The organism is Pedobacter sp. ASV12, from assembly GCF_016429155.1.
GTDB lineage: Bacteria > Bacteroidota > Bacteroidia > Sphingobacteriales > Sphingobacteriaceae > Pedobacter.
Map to the genome: position 1 here is coordinate 42,197 of NZ_JAELUC010000005.1, position 18,648 is coordinate 60,844.

At 46.4% G+C, this 18,648-nt stretch carries 22 protein-coding genes; 8 read left to right on the top strand and 14 right to left on the bottom strand.

The window, feature by feature from the left end; all coding sequences use genetic code 11:
* Positions 1-39 precede the first annotated feature (39 nt).
* Positions 40-1,239, bottom strand: a complete 1,200-nt coding sequence (locus tag JHD69_RS02990; protein ID WP_199137246.1) for a hypothetical protein — start codon at positions 1,237-1,239, stop codon at positions 40-42.
* Positions 1,240-1,349: 110 nt separating this feature from the next.
* Here JHD69_RS02990 and JHD69_RS02995 point away from each other — a divergent pair, with 110 nt between their 5' ends.
* Genes JHD69_RS02995 through JHD69_RS03005 form a run of 3 tightly spaced genes read left to right on the top strand, consistent with a single transcriptional unit; the run spans position 1,350 to position 3,791 of the window.
* Positions 1,350-2,753 carry an aldehyde dehydrogenase family protein gene (locus JHD69_RS02995; RefSeq protein ID WP_233165651.1) on the top strand — a complete coding sequence of 468 codons (1,404 nt, stop codon included), beginning with the start codon at positions 1,350-1,352 and terminating at the stop codon, positions 2,751-2,753.
* Positions 2,754-2,762: 9 nt separating this feature from the next.
* A complete protein-coding gene (locus tag JHD69_RS03000) occupies positions 2,763-3,290 on the top strand; it encodes a YfiT family bacillithiol transferase (protein ID WP_199137248.1) in 528 nt (175 codons plus the stop codon).
* A gap of 21 nt (positions 3,291-3,311) precedes the next feature.
* Positions 3,312-3,791 carry a DUF6265 family protein gene (locus JHD69_RS03005; RefSeq protein ID WP_199137250.1) on the top strand — a complete coding sequence of 160 codons (480 nt, stop codon included), beginning with the start codon at positions 3,312-3,314 and terminating at the stop codon, positions 3,789-3,791.
* A gap of 133 nt (positions 3,792-3,924) precedes the next feature.
* Here JHD69_RS03005 and JHD69_RS03010 read toward each other — a convergent pair whose 3' ends face one another.
* The 10 genes from JHD69_RS03010 to JHD69_RS21620 all read right to left on the bottom strand — a co-directional run bounded on the left by JHD69_RS03010 (position 3,925) and on the right by JHD69_RS21620 (position 11,621).
* Entirely contained in the window at positions 3,925-6,249 is a 2,325-nt protein-coding gene (locus tag JHD69_RS03010; RefSeq protein WP_233165653.1) for a multicopper oxidase domain-containing protein, read from the bottom strand.
* A 73-nt stretch (positions 6,250-6,322) separates the two neighbouring features.
* Positions 6,323-6,811 (bottom strand): DUF3347 domain-containing protein, encoded by a 489-nt coding sequence (locus tag JHD69_RS03015; RefSeq protein ID WP_199137252.1) that lies wholly within the window; start codon positions 6,809-6,811, stop codon positions 6,323-6,325.
* A gap of 40 nt (positions 6,812-6,851) precedes the next feature.
* Entirely contained in the window at positions 6,852-7,082 is a 231-nt protein-coding gene (locus JHD69_RS03020) for a heavy-metal-associated domain-containing protein (protein WP_199137254.1), read from the bottom strand.
* An 86-nt stretch (positions 7,083-7,168) separates the two neighbouring features.
* Positions 7,169-7,996, bottom strand: a complete 828-nt coding sequence (ygiD, locus tag JHD69_RS03025) for a 4,5-DOPA dioxygenase extradiol (RefSeq protein WP_199137256.1) — start codon at positions 7,994-7,996, stop codon at positions 7,169-7,171.
* Positions 7,997-8,015: 19 nt separating this feature from the next.
* Complete coding sequence (locus JHD69_RS03030; RefSeq protein ID WP_199137258.1) at positions 8,016-8,609, bottom strand: YceI family protein; 594 nt, start codon at positions 8,607-8,609, stop codon at positions 8,016-8,018.
* Positions 8,610-8,696: 87 nt separating this feature from the next.
* Positions 8,697-9,239, bottom strand: a complete 543-nt coding sequence (locus JHD69_RS03035; RefSeq protein ID WP_233165655.1) for a helix-turn-helix domain-containing protein — start codon at positions 9,237-9,239, stop codon at positions 8,697-8,699.
* A 21-nt stretch (positions 9,240-9,260) separates the two neighbouring features.
* On the bottom strand, positions 9,261-9,761 hold the full coding sequence (locus JHD69_RS03040; RefSeq protein ID WP_199137262.1) for a DUF3347 domain-containing protein: 501 nt from the start codon (positions 9,759-9,761) through the stop codon (positions 9,261-9,263).
* Positions 9,762-9,767: 6 nt separating this feature from the next.
* Complete coding sequence (locus JHD69_RS03045) at positions 9,768-10,574, bottom strand: hypothetical protein (RefSeq protein ID WP_199137264.1); 807 nt, start codon at positions 10,572-10,574, stop codon at positions 9,768-9,770.
* A gap of 9 nt (positions 10,575-10,583) precedes the next feature.
* A complete protein-coding gene (locus JHD69_RS03050) occupies positions 10,584-11,120 on the bottom strand; it encodes a heavy-metal-associated domain-containing protein (protein WP_199137266.1) in 537 nt (178 codons plus the stop codon).
* 99 nt (positions 11,121-11,219) lie between these two features.
* On the bottom strand, positions 11,220-11,621 hold the full coding sequence (locus JHD69_RS21620) for an HYC_CC_PP family protein (protein WP_441339457.1): 402 nt from the start codon (positions 11,619-11,621) through the stop codon (positions 11,220-11,222).
* A gap of 245 nt (positions 11,622-11,866) precedes the next feature.
* On the opposite strand from JHD69_RS21620, the gene JHD69_RS03060 reads away from it, so the two are divergent.
* From JHD69_RS03060 to JHD69_RS03080, 5 genes are read left to right on the top strand one after another with little or no spacing between them, the layout of a single operon-like run.
* Positions 11,867-12,583 (top strand): peptidylprolyl isomerase, encoded by a 717-nt coding sequence (locus tag JHD69_RS03060; RefSeq protein WP_199137270.1) that lies wholly within the window; start codon positions 11,867-11,869, stop codon positions 12,581-12,583.
* 3 nt (positions 12,584-12,586) lie between these two features.
* Positions 12,587-13,354 carry an exodeoxyribonuclease III gene (locus JHD69_RS03065; protein WP_199137272.1) on the top strand — a complete coding sequence of 256 codons (768 nt, stop codon included), beginning with the start codon at positions 12,587-12,589 and terminating at the stop codon, positions 13,352-13,354.
* Between the two features lie 40 nt (positions 13,355-13,394).
* Positions 13,395-14,636: an imidazolonepropionase gene (gene hutI, locus JHD69_RS03070; protein WP_199137274.1), complete on the top strand. Its 1,242-nt coding sequence runs from the start codon at positions 13,395-13,397 to the stop codon at positions 14,634-14,636.
* Positions 14,629-15,639 carry a formimidoylglutamase gene (locus tag JHD69_RS03075; protein ID WP_199137276.1) on the top strand — a complete coding sequence of 337 codons (1,011 nt, stop codon included), beginning with the start codon at positions 14,629-14,631 and terminating at the stop codon, positions 15,637-15,639. Before hutI ends, JHD69_RS03075 begins: the two co-directional genes overlap by 8 nt.
* A 17-nt stretch (positions 15,640-15,656) precedes the next feature.
* Positions 15,657-17,177, top strand: a complete 1,521-nt coding sequence (locus JHD69_RS03080; protein WP_199137278.1) for a sulfatase family protein — start codon at positions 15,657-15,659, stop codon at positions 17,175-17,177.
* 67 nt (positions 17,178-17,244) lie between these two features.
* On the opposite strand, the gene JHD69_RS03085 is transcribed toward JHD69_RS03080, so the two are convergent.
* The 3 genes from JHD69_RS03085 to efp all read right to left on the bottom strand — a co-directional run bounded on the left by JHD69_RS03085 (position 17,245) and on the right by efp (position 18,636).
* Positions 17,245-17,406: a hypothetical protein gene (locus tag JHD69_RS03085; protein WP_199137280.1), complete on the bottom strand. Its 162-nt coding sequence runs from the start codon at positions 17,404-17,406 to the stop codon at positions 17,245-17,247.
* Entirely contained in the window at positions 17,390-17,977 is a 588-nt protein-coding gene (locus JHD69_RS03090; protein WP_199137283.1) for a 5-formyltetrahydrofolate cyclo-ligase, read from the bottom strand. The genes JHD69_RS03085 and JHD69_RS03090 overlap by 17 nt, the downstream gene beginning before the upstream one ends.
* A 98-nt stretch (positions 17,978-18,075) precedes the next feature.
* On the bottom strand, positions 18,076-18,636 hold the full coding sequence (gene efp / locus JHD69_RS03095; RefSeq protein WP_199137285.1) for an elongation factor P: 561 nt from the start codon (positions 18,634-18,636) through the stop codon (positions 18,076-18,078).
* Positions 18,637-18,648 lie beyond the last annotated feature (12 nt).

An 18,648-nucleotide genomic window follows, 5' to 3' on the forward strand; every position in this document is an offset into this window, starting at 1 on the left:
AGTACGGCAAGATTTTACAAATGTTACAGTGTGGCTTTTCTAGCGCACCACTTTGCCTTTGGGATCTACGTTTACATTAAATGGAGGCATGTAATCCTGTAGCAAAACTGCAAGCTCACGCCGACTGATCTGCCTGGCCGGATCGAGCTTGGTTGCGAATTTATAAGTGGCATTCCATTTTTTTTCTAATTCTTTTTTGGTGGTTTCTGGCGATTTATTGCCCACGTAGCAAATCATTTCGATGGCGCCGCCGATGGTTAGCTGGCTGTTCTTGTAATCGTCGAACCAGATTTGAGCCTTGTAATAGAAATCCTTGATCGGCTGCTTCACTTCTTCGGTACCAACCAAGTTATCAGGCAAAAACTTGGCGCCCGTGCTTCCAATCCCGGCTTTGATTACGCCAGTGAGGCCTACCATCTGGATGGCTTTCCAATTCGGATCATCATTTTTGATGTCTTCGAAGGGCATCAGGTTTAATTTGTAGCCGATGAGTTCGCCTTGAATCTTTTTTAAATCGGAAAGCGAGGTTTTGGTTTTGAAAAACGCCGCATAGGCTGCGGTTGCACCACCGGCCTGTCCGAGCAGCATACTTTGCTCATCCTTCATCCAAATCAGGTTTTCTTGTTGCGGAATCAGCAGCTGATAGAGCGAAAAAATATGAGCCGTATTATCGCCAAGGCTTTTGCCAGCGGCTATATTTGTTCGGTAAATGGTGTTCGAATAGTCGAGTTTTTCCCAATATTGGGCCGGAGCCCTAATTTTAAGTGCATCATTAAGTTTTGCATCGCCTGGATTGATGAGTACTTGTGGTTTTAGCGTGCGTCCATCGCTGAGCTTAAAGTACCAGTTATTGCCAGAACGTTCGGCTTTGATCCACATCACGTTTTTGATTACCGTTAAATTCTTGATGCTATCTGTCCATTTAATCAGCACCTCGTTGGCGGTTTGCTTATCAAAAGCAACAGACTGGGTGCTGTCTGTTATTTGTTTGGCTATACGCAGTTTTTTAAGGAAAGTGGCTTGAATGCCCGAGCTGAGGTCTGCTCCGATTGGCAAAATATCAAAACCTCCGGCCTGTAATAAAATGGTGGTTTTTACGCCCGAATTGGCCGATTGTATGGCTGCGGCTACTGCAGCATTTCCATTGCCAACTACCAATACACCTGGCTTTAGCGTCTGTGCTTTTACGGTAGTGGTGGTGATCAGCAGGCCAAAGGCAAAAAATAAAAGTTTCTTCATGCTCAAAAGGGAGTGTATTATTTATGCAATATGCTGTAATAAGATGTATTTTTCATGAATTTACTGATCGTTTAACTATATTTAACAATGTCAACCCCTAGCTGTAAGGTATGATGCACCAAAAAATCGATTTTGTTTTTGAAGCACAACAAGTGTACAAATATACGCTTAGAAAGCAAAATGCGGCCTCGCGAATGGCCAAACTTAAACTGCTGAAAGAAGCCATCGCAAGGCATGAAGACGAAATTAACCTGGCCCTGCACAAAGACCTCAGAAAAAGCCAGTTCGAAACCGCAGTTACCGAGCTCCTTTTCGTTTATGGCGAGCTCGATTTTGCCATTAAAAACCTTCGCGATTGGATGCGCCCCAAACGGGCAGGCAAAACCCTGAGCAATCCTTTTTCAAAAAACAGGATTTATTACGAACCCAAAGGCGTTTGCCTGATTATGGCGCCATGGAACTATCCTTTTCAATTGACCATGAGCCCACTCATTTCGGCCATTGCCGCCGGTAACTGCGTGATGCTGAAGCCCTCCGAAATCAGTCAGGCAACCAGCGCCGTTGTGGGCAAGATCATCGCCAGTGTTTTTGAAGAGCAGGAGGTAGCTTGCTTTGAGGGCAATGCCGATTTGGCTACGGCGCTGCTCAAACTCCCTTTCGATCATATTTTTTTTACCGGGAGCACGGCCATCGGCAAAATCGTGATGGAAGCCGCCGCCAAAAACCTGTGTTCGGTTACGCTAGAACTGGGGGGCAAATCGCCTACGCTTATTGACCATGAGGTTGACCTGCCAAAAGCCGTAGAGAAGATTGCCTGGGGCAAACTGATCAACAGTGGCCAAACCTGCATTGCACCCGATTACGTTTTTGTTCCCCAAGAACGGGTTGACGAATTTATTGGCCTGTACAAAAGCGCCGCCGAAAAGCTGTTTTTCAAAAGTCAGGCGCAAATTGAGCCCCGGGCTTATGCCAAGATCATTAGCCCCAAACACTTTAGTCGTTTAAAGCACCTGGTTGACGAAGCCGTTGAAAAAGGAGCAAGAATTAATTGGGGAGGTACTTTCGACGAAAAAAGTCAAACCATTTATCCCGTGCTGCTCAGCCAGATACCAGCCAACGCACAAGTAATGGAAGAAGAAATTTTTGGCCCGGTCCTTCCTATCATCGCTTACCAGGATATTGACGAGGCTATGGCGCAGCTTAACGCAAAAAGCAAGCCTTTGGCCCTCTACATTTTCAGCAAAAACGCTAAAAACATTCAAAAAATCATTAAAAACACCAGTTCGGGTGGGGTTTGCGTAAACGATGTGCTGGTTCATATTGCCAATCCCAAACTGCCTTTTGGCGGGGTAAACAGCAGCGGCATAGGCAGCAGCCATGGTGTTTTCGGATTCAGGAATTTTTCGCACGAAAGGGCTGTAGTTTTTCAGTCGAAGCTCAATTTTAACCGTATGGTTTATCCGCCCTACCAAGGGAAGGAATGGCTGCTTAAACTCTTACGGAAAATTATGTAATTTGGCTTTATGCAAGATTTGGAGCTCCTCAGGTATCCCATTGGAAAATATCTGCCACCAACCACAATAAACATTGGACATATTCAGTTATGGATAGAAGATTTGATCGAATTGCCACAATTGATTGCACAAGCCACCATTCATTTAAGCGAAGAAGAGCTCGAAACCCCTTATCGCCCTGACGGCTGGACGGTTAGACAGGTGGTGCATCATTTGGCCGATAGCCATATCAATGCCTATACGAGGGTAAGGCTTACGCTAACCGAAGATGATCCAACCATCAGGCCTTATTTTGAAGAGCGTTGGGCCGAACTGCCAGATGCCAAAAATGGCGATATCCAGCTGTCTATTGCTCTTTTAACGGCCATCCATCAAAGATGGGTTGCGCTTTTAAAAACCTTGCTTCCTGAAGATTTCGAGCGGCGCTATTTCCACCCCGAATCCAAGCAACAGCATACATTAGGCTACCTGATAGGCAATTACGCCTGGCATGGCAAACACCATTTGGGCCACATTGAAGCGGCCTTAAAAAATTAACCATCAACAAAATATAAACCGATGAAAAAAAGTTTTTCTCTTGCCCTTATCGCATTAGGGCTTTGCATTGGCCAGCTTGCCGCTGCGCAAACACCTGCGCTAAAGCAGTTTAATTTTATGCTGGGCTATTGGCAAACCAAAACACCTAAAGGCAAAATAACCGAAAACTGGCAAACAACGCCCGAAGGCCTGACTGGCAAAAGCTACCGCCACGACCTTAAAGGCGACAGCACGATGATGGAAAGCGTGGAGCTTAAAAAAGCTGGAAACGATATTGTTTTTGTCGTTACCGGAATGGAGAAAGACAACGAAGGAACCACCAGCTTTAAATTGGTTTCGAGCGCCAAGAACCGCTTTGTTTTCGAAAACAAGGCCCATGATTTTCCGCAGCGCATTGTGTACGAAAACCAGGGAAAAGATAAGCTCCTGGCCTGGATTGAAGGCAGCGTAAGCGGCAAGCTGATCAAGTCTGAATTTAACTACAAAAGGAAGAAATATTAACGATAAGACTCTTTCATGGTCTGTGGCTCACAGACCATTTACATTATTTATTCCAATCTATCACCACCTCTTGTGCTTCGCATGAGGTGTAGAGGCAAAATGCCTAATCGGCAACCGACATCACAAATCTTCCTTAGTAGCTCAACGCCAATCCGGCTCCAAAACCCATATCGCTGTCGTAGTGTGCACCCACAGCGATATTCTTAGTGGCAATAAAACGTAGGCCGCCCATGTACTCTTTATCGGTGTTGATCATAAAGCTTGCCCTCAAGCGTTTAGAAACCGGAATATCTTCGCGCATCAGCTGCAAACGTACATTGCCATCGTGGTACACTTCGGCCCTGGCCTGCAACAGCATCGGCAAGGTATATTGAACCCCGAGGCTCACTACCGCCCTGTTGTCTTTGGTGTTTTTTTGGCCAAAAATATTTTTTTCCTGTTCATTTTCTCCCATGCGTCGGTAGCGCCAATCGAAGCCAACAAAGGGCATCAGCCATTGCATGCGGTCAAGATAGCGGCCAATGTGGGTTTCGGTTTCGAAGCCGTGCATTTTGTTATAGCCCAAGCGCCATTCGGTACTGATGTTCCAACGGGTATTGGCCAACATGGCCATACCATCGTTGCCGTTGCTGGCAAAATCGTTTTCGGCCATGAAATGGAACATCCGGTCGTCGGCAAAAAGCTTGCGCTGCGCCAATTTGGGGTTTGGTATTTCCGGATTAGGTGGCGAGTTTTCGTAGCTAAAAACCCGTCCCATGCCACTCATCATGTGGTACAAAATATGGCAGTGGAAAAACCAGTCGCCACTTTCTGAAGCCGCAAATTCGATGGTATCTCTTTCCATCGGCATAATATCGAGCACGTTTTTCAACGGTGCATATTCGCCTTGCTTGTTCAATATCCTGAAATCGTGGCCATGCAAGTGCATCGGATGCCGCATCATGCTGTTGTTGTAGAGCACAATACGCACGTTTTCTCCTTTTTTAATCAAGATCCTGTCTGCTTCGGAAACCGTTTTATTATCCATGGTCCACACATACCTGTTCATGTTGCCAGTGAGCTCGAATTTGAGCTCTTTGGTAGGCCCTTTGGGCAAGGTAGTTTTAACCGGCGACCGCAGCATTTCGTAATTGAGCGTAACGATGTTCGAGTTGCTCATGGGCATATCCATGCCTTCCATATCGTGTCCGGCCATGGGTTCGTCCATTTCGGGGTACATTACGGTATTCATGTCCATGATTTGATTCTGCATTTTCATGCCTTTCATCTCGATCATGTTGCCGTTCATGTCCATCATGTCGTTCATCATTTTCATCCCTTCAAAATACTTGAGTTTAGGCATTTTTTGGGCGCTTATTTTTTCGCCCTGCCCTAGCCAAAGCGAAGCCGATTTGGTGCGGTCTTCGGGGGTAACCAAAAACTCGTAGCTTTTATTTTCGGGAATGGTCACCACCACATCATACGTTTCTGATACGGCAATGATCAAGCGGTCTACCTCAACCGGTACCACGTCGTTGCCATCGCTGGCCACTACGGTTATTTTACCACCGGCATAACTGAGCCAGAAATAGGACGATGCGCCGGCATTGGCAATGCGCAGCCGCACCTGATCTCCAGCCTTAAAGTTTTGGGCATTAAACTGTGGCTGCCCATTGATCAGGAAGCGATCGTAGTAAACATCGCTTACGTCCATGGCGTTCATGCGTTTCCACTCGTTGGTCACCTTCGTACCAAAATGACCTTCTCTGATGGCTTCGGCATAGCTTTGGGTGGTTCTTTTTTTAATGGCAAACCAGTCTGTGGCATTATGCAAGCCACGGTCTATCTGCTCGGGCTTCCTATCGGCCCATTCGCTGAGCACTATCGGGAGGGTCGGAATATCGGGTTCTTCGCGCTTGTTCAAAATCATGGCGCCATACATGCCTATCTGTTCCTGCAATTCGGTGTGGCTGTGGTACCAATGCGTGCCGCTTTGAATGATCGGGAACCTGTATACATAAGTGCTATGAGGCTTAATGGGCATTTGCGTTAAGTTGGGCACGCCATCGTAGCGATTGGGCAAAAACAAGCCATGCCAATGCAGCGACGTTTCCTCGTCGAGGTTGTTGTGCACATAGATTTCGGCAGTATCGCCTTCGGTAAAGGTTAAGGTAGGCATCGGGATGCTTCCGTTTACGGCAATGGCGCGCTTAGGCTTGCCGGTAAAATTAACGATGGTATCGGCCACATACAGATCATAACGAACAGTTCGTGGCTTATTGGTGCTTTTAGCCGTTTTAAAGGTCAGCGGTGCTGAGACCATGGCCTTTTTTTCCGTCTTTTTTTCGCGCACCAGCTTCATGCCACACTTAGGGCATTTGCCCGGTTTTTCTTCCCTAATTTCGGGATGCATAGGGCAGGTATAAATTGCTTTTTCTTGTGCAAAGGCTTGTTTGACCATCGCAAAAATGCTGATCATACAGATTAAGCTTAAAAAAACGAGCTTTTTCATAGGCAATTGAACGCGCAAGATCGACCTGCCGCTAGGGTTGTTAGTTAATGGTATCGGTTACTTTGCCACAGGTAAGCATGCTTTTCCCATAATATGGATTTTTGATGGCTTGTTCGCTGCTTAGCCAGTACATTTTTTTCATGGGGCAATATTCTTGGTAAATGGGCTGGGCCGACAATTTGATAGCCTTGGCCAAAGCATACAGGTTAGCAGAAAAAGTAGCGAAATGATCCCGCTGATGGACAATGTCCTTGCTTTCTGAAATATGTTCGGCATCAAAAGCCAATTTTTCTTTCAGTTCTAGCAATGTTTTTCGCTTAGGCTCGGCCAGGCTTTTACCATCGATGGTCTTAATCGTAGTCAAAAATTCGGTTGCTTTGGCTCCGGCCTCGGTGGCATTACCGTTTACCAGGGCATCTTTAACGCCATAGTAGCTGGCTAGCAATTGGGCGGATTCGTTTTTAACCTGTGCAAAAGCACTAATCAAGGCCACGCCTATTAATGCCAAGGTTAATGTTAGTTTTTTCATGATTTTATGTTTTGGGTTATGAATTTGACTAAATCCGAGCCTAAATTGGCTTGCTAGGAGCAATAGCAGAAACTTGGTATTTGGAACTGGCACCACCAAGAGCTTCCTGCAGGACGTCAAGACCAATAGGCCTATCCATGGTTATGGTAGCCGTGTTGTCGGTTTTAGAAACTTCTACTTCGGTAATTTCGGGCAACAAAAGCAGGTTGCTTTTTACTTTATTTTCGCAATGCGAACAGGTCATGCCTGTTACTTGATAGGTCTGTGTCATTCTTTATTTTTGATAGACAAAATTACCTACAAGCCAAGCCTTTGCTGTTATATCCTGACCAAAAAGATTTATATAATTACAGGTGTTTAAGCGCCAATTTTTACCGAAGTCATGGTTAGTGAACCCCCTACGGCCTTGTCGTTGAACAGGCTTGCTTCTTCGTTTGCCTGTTGCAGGCCCAAAGCATACATCAAAGGCAGGTAGTGCTCGGGGGTTGGGATGGCCAATAAGGCCGCGCTGCCCATTTGTTGGTAGTTGATGAGCGGCTTATGGTCTCTGTTCAGGATCAGCGATTTGAATTTTTCGTCCATTTCCAAAGCCCAATCATAGCCACCGCCATTGATCATTTCCCAACTCATCATCCTCAAGTTGTGCACCATGTTGCCGCTACCCAAAATCAACACCCCTTTACGTCTCAGCGCAGCTAATTCTTGGGCTAATTCATAATGGTAGCGGGCATCTTTGGTATAATCGATGCTGAGCTGGAGTACTGGAATATTGGCTTCGGGATACATGTTTTTGACCACCGACCAAGCACCGTGGTCCAGGCCCCAATCGTGGTCGAGGATTACCGAGGCTCCCTTGATCAATTCGGCGGTTTCCTGCGCCAATTGCGGATTGCCGGGAGCCGGATATTGCACATCGAACAAAGCCTGCGGAAAGCCCCCAAAATCGTGGATGGTTGGTGGAAAATCCATCGCAGTAATCCTCGTGCCACGGGTAAACCAATGCGCCGAAACCACCAATACAGCCTGTGGCACGGGGATATTTTTTGCTATTTCGGCCCATTTGGCACTAAACTCATTTACTTCTATCCCGTTCATGGGCGAGCCATGCCCCATAAAAAGTACGGGCATCAGTTCGGTTGAGCTTAATCCGGAAGTGAAGTTTTTAAATTGGTTTAATGTGTTCATGGACTTAAAAATTTAGGGCTTATTTTGCCTGTACAAATTCGAGGTTCAACGTAATCTTTACGTCTTTGGCCACGCCAGCACCTGTTGGATCGTATTTAATGTTATAGTCCAAGCGGTTGATGGTGGTTGTGGCCTGAAAACCTAGCTTAGTGTTTCCTTGCTGGTCTTTAGCAGTGCCGCCATAATTCACCCGAAAATCTACGTCTTTGGTCACATCCCTAATGGTCAGCTTGCCCTTCAGTACATAGTTGCCGGTTGTTTGTTTCGATGATTTTGTGGACACTTTTTTAAACGAAGTACTCTCAAAAGTCATTTTCGGGAATTTCTCGGCATTGAAGAAATCGTCGGTTTTCAAGTGGTTGTCGCGCATCTCTACGCTGGTGCTGATGCTGGCCACATCAACTGTAAAGTTGATCTTGGCATCACTAAAATCGGCTTTGCTGGCCGTAAAAGAACCGTCGAATTTTTTAAACGAACCTTCTACAAAAGAAATGCCCATGTGTTTAACGTCGAAGCCTACAAAAGAGTGCATCGGATCTACCGTGTATTTGGTTTGGGCAAAAACAGCCATGCTGATGCTGCTCGCCACTAGAAACAGGAATAACTTTTTCATTGTATTTGAGTTTATGTTTTGAGTAATAAACAAAAGTACAACCTGTTCTGTTCGTTGTGGTTGACCTATGGTAAGAAAACAAAAACCCTAGATTTCGTCTAGGGTTCTGCGCGATGCCTGTTGAGACTGCTTATAAGCCGATGGCGTTTGCCCGCTTATTTTCTTAAACTGGGCCGACAAATGCGCTACGCTGCTGTAATTGAGCAAGTAGGCCATTTCGCTTAACGAGCTTTCGCCATAGGTAAGCAGCTCTTTTACTTTCTCTATCTTTTGCTGGATTACATATTTTTCGATGGTATTGTGCTCCGTTTCAGAAAACACCGCGCTTAGCGTGCCGTATTCTATGCCCAGCTTTTGGCTCAGGTAATCTGAAAAGTTAACTTTTAAAGGTTCGGTAGCATAATGCACCTGCTCAATAATTGCCGTTTTGGCCTGCTCTACCAATTGTTTCTTTTTATCGGCCAGCAGCTCAAAGCCAAATTTGGCCAATGCCTCGGCAATCGTGTTTGTTTGTGCCTGCGTCAAGCTTTCCTGCGAGAGCTCTACTTCGCCCAAATTAACGGCAACAGGGTTAAAGCCCAGCTGTTCGAGCTCGGCCTTAACCACCATTTTGCACCGAGTGCACACCATATTTTTGACATACAGTACCATCTATTTTTTGGCAATAGTTTCGGTTACTTCGCCGCAATCGTACATTTTGCTGCCGTAAAACGGATTTTGCACCGCTTCTACTTCGTTTAGCCAACTTCTTTTTACCATCGGACAGTATTGTACATAAACCTCATTGCTATTTAAATTTACGGCTTTTACCAGTTTAATCATGGCCGAAGAAACATTTTCGAAGCTTTTTCTTTGAGCTTTCAGGTCTTTTTCGGCGACCATCGGAGCCGCATATTTCTTCAGTTCGTCGCTCTGTTTTTTCCACTCGGCCTGTTGTGCATCAGGCAACGTTTTTACCGGAAAAGCGGCCAAGTTGGCCAACAGGCTTTTGGCGCCCACGCCAGCTTTGGCTACATTATCGGTAGCCAAGGCATTTTTGGCCTCGAAATAAGCCTGCAGGGTTTTGCCAAAGGCCGTTTGGGTTGCGGTTTGTGCCTGTGCGGCGAAGATTGTTACGCTGCATACAGCGATCATTAAAAATACTCTTTTCATTGTTGTTTATTTTAAGACGTTAAAAAAATTAAATTCTACCCTGGCCATATACATGTTTTTAAGGTACCTGTTGTCGAGGTTACCGGCAGCCTGAAAGCGGTAACCCAGGTCGATACGCGTTTGGCTGTTGAGGATGAGCTGTACCGCCGGGGCCAAATCTACATAAGAATGGCCGTTGGCCGGATTGGTTTTGCCCAAAACTTCCAGGTACAGGTTAAAGTTGGGCTGCTTATAGTTCTTGTACACCACAGGCAGCAACAAATAGCCCGACGAAAGGCTGTAGTTGAGCATCTGATCGGGTGCGGGCATGCCTGCCACCTGCTTGCTGGGCCTATCAAAAGCCTGGCTATAGCCCAAGGTGGCCGAAAGGGCCAATTTATGCAACAGTTGGGTAAAAATCAGGCCGCCTTGCCAGCCGCTGTTATCGCCTTCTAAGTTGATATCTTCGGTAAATGTTGGCCTTTTGCTTGTGCTGATTCTGCCATAAGCGGCCGCGCGGAAATGGCTGTGGGCATCGTCGAGCGACAAGAACCTGTACTTGGCGTAAAAACTGCCTCCTTCTAAACGGTAATTGCCGTCCATATCAGACAGAAAGCCTTGGGCATGGAACATCAGGTTCTTGTTGAAACCCAACATTACCTCGCCTATGGTACGGCTTCTGAAATCGGGACTGAACATACCCTCGTTGGTTAGCCTTACGCCGATAGACTTGGCGGGCATATTGCTGGCCGGTTCAGTATAAACATATAACTCTTGCGCAAACAGGCCCTGTGCACTGCATAGGCAAAGCACAGCAAAGATGATTTTCTTCATCATGCCCAATTAAATGCTAAGGTGGTAAATCCTGGTTTTTTTGCCGTTAACCACCCCCATGCCACTGGCATAAGAATCGAACTTAACCGTACTGGCTTTTTGTTTGAACGCGCTGTTCGAGATAAAGTTTTTGTCGATTATGCTAACCTTAACCGGCCCATTAAGCACCTTGCTTTTGGCATTGGCAAAACGATAAACATTATTGCCCACAATGGCTTGTCCGTTATCGTCTATCTGCGCCTGGTTAAAATTGATGGTGGCTTCTAATTTTCCAACCGAAAAGCCTGCATCCTGAACCTTTTTGTTCAATTGGTCAAAGCTTACAGCCTCGCCTTTTTTAAAGGTCAATACAAAAAGGTTTCTGTTTAAGTCGGGCGTTACCTCGCTGATGTATGGCAGGGTACGCAATGATTTTTCGGTAGCCTGAGAGCACATAGAGCAGGTTAATCCGGTTACCTGCATCTCTACGTTGGTAATTTGTTGGGCCGATGCTTTGTTTATCGCCAAAAGCATCAAAAAAGCGATCGTGATTTTAATCGTTTTCATGTCTGAATTTTTATAAATGAACGGTAATACATCATCTCCCCATGGGGAAATTAATAAACCTACCACGGCCATGCCGTTGCAGGTCGGGGTTCATTTAGGCTAATTTCTGAAAACGCAGTTGAGCAAATGCAGAGAAATCCGCGTGGATTTGGGTGGCGCCTTGTTTTCTACCTTATTGAAGAAATTGGGAAAGTACGGCCTGAAAAAATCGGCCAGTCGTTGGCCAAGAATGGTTTCTAAGCTAAAAAGCTTAGGCCATTTAAACGAGCTTTCGGCTTTGTGGTTGTCTTTTACCTTAACTTCTACCTTGGTATTTTTGCAGCAGCCGTCGTCTTTTTGGGTTACCGGTTCGGCTTTGCAGTATTGGCAGGCCACCTCGTTGGTAAACATCGAAACCGATGCCAGTTTGCCCCCGCAAAAGTGCATGCTCAAAGCCACGCCAATTACGCTGCATACGTAAAAGACGGAAAGACCAAGGGCAAGTTTTTGCTTCAGCTTCATGGCAGCAAAGCTATAGATAAATTTTTGAAACCAATGGGGAATAATTGTTAAAAAATGGTAAATATGGTTTGGTGCACTTATTTCGATTATTTTTAAACAACAGATTAACAGCTATTTAATTTACACCTTGACGCTTTAAGCAATGCATCCATCTTTCCAACATTTCAACCTTTCAACATTAACAATAAGCCGAACTAGCGAACCAATTATTTAATTTTATAACTTAGCGCCAACCAAGTCCAAACATGAAAAAGCTTTTTACCTTTTTGCTTTGCCTCTGCTTTGCGCAGGCTTTTGCCGCCAAGCCCAAAAACCAATATATTAGGATAACCACCGCTAAAGGCGAGTGCATCATCAAATTGTACAATGAAACGCCTTTGCACCGCGATAATTTTATCAAACTGGCCAAAGAGGGCTATTACAATGGCACCTTGTTTCACCGGATTATCAAAGCCTTTATGATCCAAGGTGGCGACCCCGATTCGAAAAATGCCAAGCCTGATTCGCTTTTGGGCAACGGCGGTCCGAAATATACCATACCCGCCGAATTCCGCGACAGCCTTTTCCACAAAAAAGGCGTTTTGGCAGCCGCCAGGGAAGGCGACAATACCAATCCGGAAAAAGCATCCAGTGGCAGCCAGTTCTACATTGTACAAGGCAAGGTTTTTACCGACTCGATGCTCAACGTACTCGAAGAAAAACGACTGAAATTCAAAATCCCAACCTGGCAACGCGAAGTATACAAAACCATTGGCGGCGTACCGCACCTGGACCGTAACTATACCGTTTATGGCGAAGTGGTTAAAGGCCTGGAAATGGTCGACCAAATTGCCGAGGCTGTTACCGACAAGAACAATCGCCCAAAGGAAGATATCAAAATGACCGTTTCGGTACTTACCAATCGCGAAGCCAGAAAGCTTGAAAGAAAGCTGGCCAAAAAGGCCCGCCAAAAGAATACATAATACATGAAAATCATTTCCTATAACGTTAACGGCATCAGAGCCGCTGCCACCAAAGGTCTTTTCAACTGGCTACAGGCCACCGATGCCGATATGGTTTGCCTGCAGGAAGTAAAGGCCCTTCAAGAGCAGATTCCGGATATTTTAGCGCTCATTGAGCAGCTGGGTTATCATCATTACTGGTTTCCGGCCGAGAAAAAAGGCTATAGTGGTGTTGCCATCCTCACCAAAATTAAGCCCAACCACATCGCCTATGGCTGTGGCGAAGCCTGGATTGATGCCGAAGGCCGAATTTTAAGAGCCGATTTTGATGATTTTTCGCTGATGAGCCTCTACATGCCCTCGGGTTCGAGCGGCGATGAAAGGCAATTGAAAAAATACGAATTCATGCGCTTTTTCGATGTGTACATCGACGAGTTGCGCAAGCTCCATCCCAATTTGATCATTTCGGGAGATTACAACATCTGCCACAAACCTATTGATATCCATAACCCTAAGTCAAATGCCAACTCGTCGGGATTTTTGCCCGAAGAACGCGAGTGGATGGAACTGTTTATGAACAATGGTTTTATCGATTCGTTCAGGCACTTTAACAAAGACCCGCACCACTACACCTGGTGGAGCTACCGTGCCGGTGCACGTGGCAAGAACCTGGGCTGGCGCATCGACTACCATTTGGCTTCGTTGCCGATGGAGCATCGTTTAAAAAATGTAAGGATTTTGCCCGATGCCCTGCATTCAGACCATTGTCCGGTTTTATTAGAAATTGATTGATAAACAGGCGGGCTTACTGCCGGCTACTTGATCCTACGTTATGCTGATTACAAACATTAAAGGCCTGGTTGGCGTTCATCCCAAAGAAAAGCTGTCGCTCCGCGGACAAGAGCTGGCCGATTTGCCCGTTTTGGAAGATGCATGGATCCTGTTAGAAGACGGCTTAATCAAAGATTTTGGCACGATGGATTCGATTCCGGCCCAAATCTCAACCCTCCCTTCTCAAATCTCGGCAAAAGGCCGTTACGTTTTCCCTTCCTGGTGCGATAGCCACACGCATATTGTTTTTGCCGCTCCACGCGAAGAGGAATTTGCCCTCAAAATTGCCGGAAAAAGCTATGAGGAAATTGCCGCTGCTGGCGGAGGCATCCTCAACTCTGCCCGCAAGCTACAGGATGCCAGCGAAGACGATCTTTTTGAAAGTGCCAGTGCCCGGTTGCGCGACATGATCAAAAAAGGCACGGGTGCCGTAGAAATCAAGAGCGGCTATGGTTTGAGCGTGGCCAGCGAACTGAAAATGTTGCGGGTCATTCAGCGTTTAAAGCAAACTTTCCCTATTCCGATCAAAGCCACTTTATTGGCGGCGCATGCCTATCCGCAAGCCTATAAAAATGATCATACCGGCTATATCAGGCTCATTACCGAAGAATTGTTGCCTGCCGTAGCCAAAGAAAACCTGGCCAACTACATGGATGTCTTTTGCGAGCAGGGTTTCTTTTCCATCAGCGAAACCGACGAATTGCTCAGCGCAGGTGCCCAGTATGGCCTCAAACCCAAAATACACGCCAACCAGCTTTCGGTTTCGGGCGGGGTACAAATCGGTGTACAGCACCATGCCGTATCGGTCGACCATTTGGAAGAAACCGATGGTTCGGTACTGGCTTGTTTATCGAGCAGCGACACCATCGCTACCCTTTTGCCTTCGTGTTCTTTTTACTTGGGCATTCCGTTTGCCAACGCCCGTGGCTTGGTCAATGCCAATGCCATTGTGGCTTTAGCAAGCGATTATAATCCAGGTTCTACTCCATCGGGCAATATGAATTTTGTGGTTTCGTTAGGGTGTATCAAGCTAAAACTACAGCCACAAGAAGCCATTAATGCCTGTACCTTGAATGGCGCAGCAGCCATGGAAATGAGCCACGAACTGGGCAGTATCGCCATTGGCAAAAGGGCCAATTTATTCATCACCAGGCCCATGCCTTCCTTAGCATTTTTGCCTTACAGCTTTGGTCAATCACAAGTAGAAACGGTTATTTTAAACGGAGAGGTTTACCATGGATAGGCTCCGGATCTATACGCAGGGCGATATTCTGGAACTGGTAAATACCCGTCACGGCGAAACCAAATTGGGCGAAAAAGTGCAGGTCTATCATCGCGAACCTGCCCCGGAAGATGGCATCACCTTAGCAAACCTCAAAAATTCTCCGGCCAAATTTGTGTTGCTGGGCATCCCCGAAGACATTGGCGTAAGGGCAAATCATGGAACCGGTGGCACGGCCAGCGCCTGGCCAGCAGCCTTGAAAACCCTGCTTAATATCCAAAGCAATCCGTTTTTAAGTGGCGAAGAAATTTTGGTGCTTGGCCATTTCGATATAGCCGAGCCCTTGGATCAATCGGTAACGGCATTAAGAGGCAAAACCGCAGCGATAGACCTTTTGGTTTACCCTGTAATTCAGTTGATTGTGGCGGCCGGTAAAATTCCGATTGTGATTGGTGGCGGTCACAACAATGCTTTTCCTATCATCTGGGGCGCTTTTTTAGCGCAACAACAAGCACTTAACGTGGTTAATATCGATGCCCATGCCGACTTGCGAAACACCGAAGAAGGCCGCCACAGCGGCAACGGCTTTAGCCATGCCCTAGCCAATGGCTATTTAAACCAATACCGCATTTTTGGCCTGCACCAAAACTACGTAAACAAAGCACTGCCAAGCCATATAGCAAACAGTAGCAACCTAAAAGCACGTTATTTTGAAGATCTGTTGCAAAGCCAGTCGATCTGCCATGAATGGCAATCGTTTATCGAAGACCTCGATTCGCCCTTGGGGTTAGAAATCGATCTCGACAGCATCGAAAACGTATTGTCGAGCGCCAGCAGTCCATCTGGGTTTGCCCTCAACGATATTCGCCGCATGCTATTGCACAATCGCAAAAAATGGAGCTATTTGCATATTTGCGAAGGAGCCACTAAATTGGCCAACGGCCGCGAGGATTTAGGCACCGGCAAAACCATAGCCTATTTGGTGACCGATTTTATTAAAAACTACCTGAACAGTAACGTTTAACCTGATATACATCACCTATGAAAAAAATCACCCTGGCCTTTGCTTTTGCAACGGCCTTAGTTGGGCATGCCTTAGCCCAGCAAAAAACCATGCACACCAAGCCCAACGTCATTTACATTTACGCTGATGATTTGGGCTACGGCGACCTGAGCTGCTACGGCGCCACCAAGCTCCATACGCCTAACCTTGACAAGCTGGCCAAGCAGGGGCTGCGTTTTACCAATGGCAATGCCACTTCTTCAACCTGTACGCCTTCTCGCTATGCCTTAATGACGGGCCAATATCCGTGGCGCAAACAGGGAACAGGCGTATTGCCCGGCGATGCGGCCCTGATTATTCCGACAGACAAAATGACCCTGCCCAAAGTATTCAAACAAGCAGGATATGCCACCGGCATTGTAGGCAAATGGCACTTGGGATTAGGAACGCAAGTGGCCAAAGACTGGAACGGCGAGATCAAGCCAGGTCCAAACGAGGTGGGTTTCGATTATTCCTTTATTTTTCCGGCAACGGCCGATCGCGTACCTACCGTATTTTTAGAGAACCAAAAGGTATTGGCGCTCGACTTGAAAGATCCAATTGAGGTGAACTATAAAACCAAGGTGGGCAATGACCCAACGGGTAAAGAGCACCCTGAGCTGCTTAAAATGAAGTCGTCGCCAGGCCAGGGCCACGATGCCACCATAGTAAACGGCATCGGCCGCATTGGTTTCATGAGCGGTGGCCAAAGGGCGCGTTGGGTTGACGAAGAGGTATCGACCACCTTTTTATCCAAAGCCAAAAATTTCATTGCCACACATACGGCTAAGCCGTATTTCCTTTATTTCTGCTTAACCGAGCCTCATGTGCCACGCATGCCTGCCACCATGTTCAAAGGCAAGAGCGGCTTGGGCTACCGTGGCGATGCCATTCTGCAGCTCGACTGGACCGTAGGCGAAATCATGAAGCAAGTGGAAGCAAGCGGACAAAGCAAAAACACGTTGATTATTTTCAGTAGCGATAACGGCCCCGTATTAGACGACGGCTATCAAGACGAGGCTGTAACCCAACTTAACGGACATACGCCAACAGGGCCTTTAAGAGGGGGCAAATACAGCTCGCTGGAAGCCGGAACACGGGTGCCTTTTGTGGTAAGCTGGCCAGGCACGGTTAAGCCCGGCGTTTCTGCGGCCATGGTTTGCCAAATGGACCTGATCGCCTCTTTTGCCAGTCTGCTTCATGTGAAAATACCTGTCGGCGAGGCCACAGATAGCGAAAACACACTAAACGCCCTTCTGGGCAAGAGCGACAAAGGGCGAACCACTTTGGTTAAGCATTCCCGTTCACTATCATTGGTAAAAGATGGCTGGAAATACATTTCGCCAAATAATGGGCCCGCTATGGATAAGCTGGTCGATATCGAAACAGGCAACTACCCTACGCCACAACTTTACCATTTAACAGAAGATATAGCCGAAAAAAGCAACCTGGCTGAAAAGTATCCTGAAAAAGTAAAGGAATTGGCCGATTTGCTCGAAGCGATTAAAAAGAAGCCCTAGGCTTGCCACACTTGCGGAGTTTTAGGGATTTCGCAAGTGTACGCTATTGCCCAATAATTACAACAATTTAAAGCTCTTCTTCCTCGTAACGCTCGGCGGCCTTCATCATGATTTCCATGTCGGCCTTTTGCTGGGCGTTAAGCGGCTCTTCCTGCTCCTGCATTTCGAAAATGGTAATCATGGTTTCTTCGTACTGCTTGGCAGAGGTAATTCTAAAGTCCTTTTCCATGGTTGTTAAGCGTAAAGTCGATAATTCGGTCGGGGGTAATGCATTTATCCAAGCGGATATCATTCAAATGTACATCATTAATTTGTGCTGCCGCATCAAAAAAAGATAATCCTATTTTTTGGGTATCTAAATTTTCCAAAAAGCGGTCGTAAAAGCCCTTGCCATAGCCCACGCGGTAGCCTCGCTCGTCAAAAGCCAGCAAAGGCACCAGCACCATATCGGGCGTTCCTTCAAAAGTATCGGCATTTTGAGGCTCGGGAATGCCAAACCGGTTAAGGGCTAAATCAGACTGGCCCTGGTAATGGAAATGGCTCATCAGGTTCGATTCGAAATCGGCCTTGGGCACAATTATTTTTATCTCCGGGTGTTGGCGCCGCAACCAATCGATCAGCGGCCAAGTATTGGGTTCTTTATGCCTGAGGATGGGCAAAAAGATATGAAGACTTTTTACGTTGGAAAAATCGAGTGTTTTAAAGCGCTCCAACAGCTTTTTGTTCAATTCGGCGAGCTCTTGTTCGCCTAGCGAATTTCGTTGCCGTAAGGCTTGTTTGCGGAGGTCGGCTTTGCGCATGGCGATGGATGTTTGGGCCAATATAAAAAAAATATGGCTTCGGGAACCACTCCGAAGCCACAATCAACCTAAACCTAAAACTAAACTATGAAAATTTATTATTTTACTCTTTCAATATAGTCTCCTGTGCGTGTATCAACCTTAACTTTGTCGCCTTGGTTAATAAACATTGGGACTTTAATTTCTACCCCTGTTTCTACAGTTGCATATTTCATCGCGTTGGTAGAAGTATTGCCTTTTACTGCAGGCTCAGAATAGGTAATTTCCAACTCCACGTTCGAAGGCAATTGCGCCATGATTGGCTCGTCGCTTTCAAAGGCTACGATTACGTTCAAGCCTTCTTTCAAGAACTTTACCCCTTCGCCAAATAAGAACTTAGGCACGGTGTATTGTTCGTAACTGGTGTTGTCCATTACCACCAACGAATCGCCATCTTCGTAAAGATATTGGTAGTCGTTGGTTTCCACACGGCAAATCTCCACCTCTTCGTCAACACGGAAACGGTACTCTACCGATTTTCCTGTTTTAACATTGCGCATTTTAGCTTGATAAAAAGCTCTTAAATTGCCCGGCGTACGATGAATAAATTCTTCTACTTGTACCAAATCTCCGTTGAAGCGAAGAATGTTGCCGTTTTTAATGTCTGATGCTTTTGCCATTTGGTTTGAAAT

Coding starts and splice junctions, on each gene's coding strand:
- JHD69_RS03060 (WP_199137270.1), top strand. CDS start 11,867: ATGAAAAAGCTTTTTACCTTTTTGCTTTGCCTCTGCTTTGCGCAGGCT.
- JHD69_RS03030 (WP_199137258.1), bottom strand. CDS start 8,609: ATGAAAAAGTTATTCCTGTTTCTAGTGGCGAGCAGCATCAGCATGGCT.
- JHD69_RS03035 (WP_233165655.1), bottom strand. CDS start 9,239: ATGGTGTGCACTCGGTGCAAAATGGTGGTTAAGGCCGAGCTCGAACAG.
- efp (WP_199137285.1), bottom strand. CDS start 18,636: ATGGCAAAAGCATCAGACATTAAAAACGGCAACATTCTTCGCTTCAAC.
- JHD69_RS02995 (WP_233165651.1), top strand. CDS start 1,350: ATGATGCACCAAAAAATCGATTTTGTTTTTGAAGCACAACAAGTGTAC.
- JHD69_RS03080 (WP_199137278.1), top strand. CDS start 15,657: ATGAAAAAAATCACCCTGGCCTTTGCTTTTGCAACGGCCTTAGTTGGG.
- ygiD (WP_199137256.1), bottom strand. CDS start 7,996: ATGAACACATTAAACCAATTTAAAAACTTCACTTCCGGATTAAGCTCA.
- JHD69_RS03085 (WP_199137280.1), bottom strand. CDS start 17,406: ATGGAAAAGGACTTTAGAATTACCTCTGCCAAGCAGTACGAAGAAACC.
- JHD69_RS03000 (WP_199137248.1), top strand. CDS start 2,763: ATGCAAGATTTGGAGCTCCTCAGGTATCCCATTGGAAAATATCTGCCA.
- JHD69_RS21620 (WP_441339457.1), bottom strand. CDS start 11,621: ATGAAGCTGAAGCAAAAACTTGCCCTTGGTCTTTCCGTCTTTTACGTA.
- JHD69_RS03065 (WP_199137272.1), top strand. CDS start 12,587: ATGAAAATCATTTCCTATAACGTTAACGGCATCAGAGCCGCTGCCACC.
- JHD69_RS03015 (WP_199137252.1), bottom strand. CDS start 6,811: ATGAAAAAACTAACATTAACCTTGGCATTAATAGGCGTGGCCTTGATT.
- JHD69_RS03040 (WP_199137262.1), bottom strand. CDS start 9,761: ATGAAAAGAGTATTTTTAATGATCGCTGTATGCAGCGTAACAATCTTC.
- JHD69_RS03010 (WP_233165653.1), bottom strand. CDS start 6,249: ATGATCAGCATTTTTGCGATGGTCAAACAAGCCTTTGCACAAGAAAAA.
- JHD69_RS02990 (WP_199137246.1), bottom strand. CDS start 1,239: ATGAAGAAACTTTTATTTTTTGCCTTTGGCCTGCTGATCACCACCACT.
- hutI (WP_199137274.1), top strand. CDS start 13,395: ATGCTGATTACAAACATTAAAGGCCTGGTTGGCGTTCATCCCAAAGAA.
- JHD69_RS03050 (WP_199137266.1), bottom strand. CDS start 11,120: ATGAAAACGATTAAAATCACGATCGCTTTTTTGATGCTTTTGGCGATA.
- JHD69_RS03090 (WP_199137283.1), bottom strand. CDS start 17,977: ATGCGCAAAGCCGACCTCCGCAAACAAGCCTTACGGCAACGAAATTCG.
- JHD69_RS03045 (WP_199137264.1), bottom strand. CDS start 10,574: ATGAAGAAAATCATCTTTGCTGTGCTTTGCCTATGCAGTGCACAGGGC.
- JHD69_RS03075 (WP_199137276.1), top strand. CDS start 14,629: ATGGATAGGCTCCGGATCTATACGCAGGGCGATATTCTGGAACTGGTA.
- JHD69_RS03005 (WP_199137250.1), top strand. CDS start 3,312: ATGAAAAAAAGTTTTTCTCTTGCCCTTATCGCATTAGGGCTTTGCATT.
- JHD69_RS03020 (WP_199137254.1), bottom strand. CDS start 7,082: ATGACACAGACCTATCAAGTAACAGGCATGACCTGTTCGCATTGCGAA.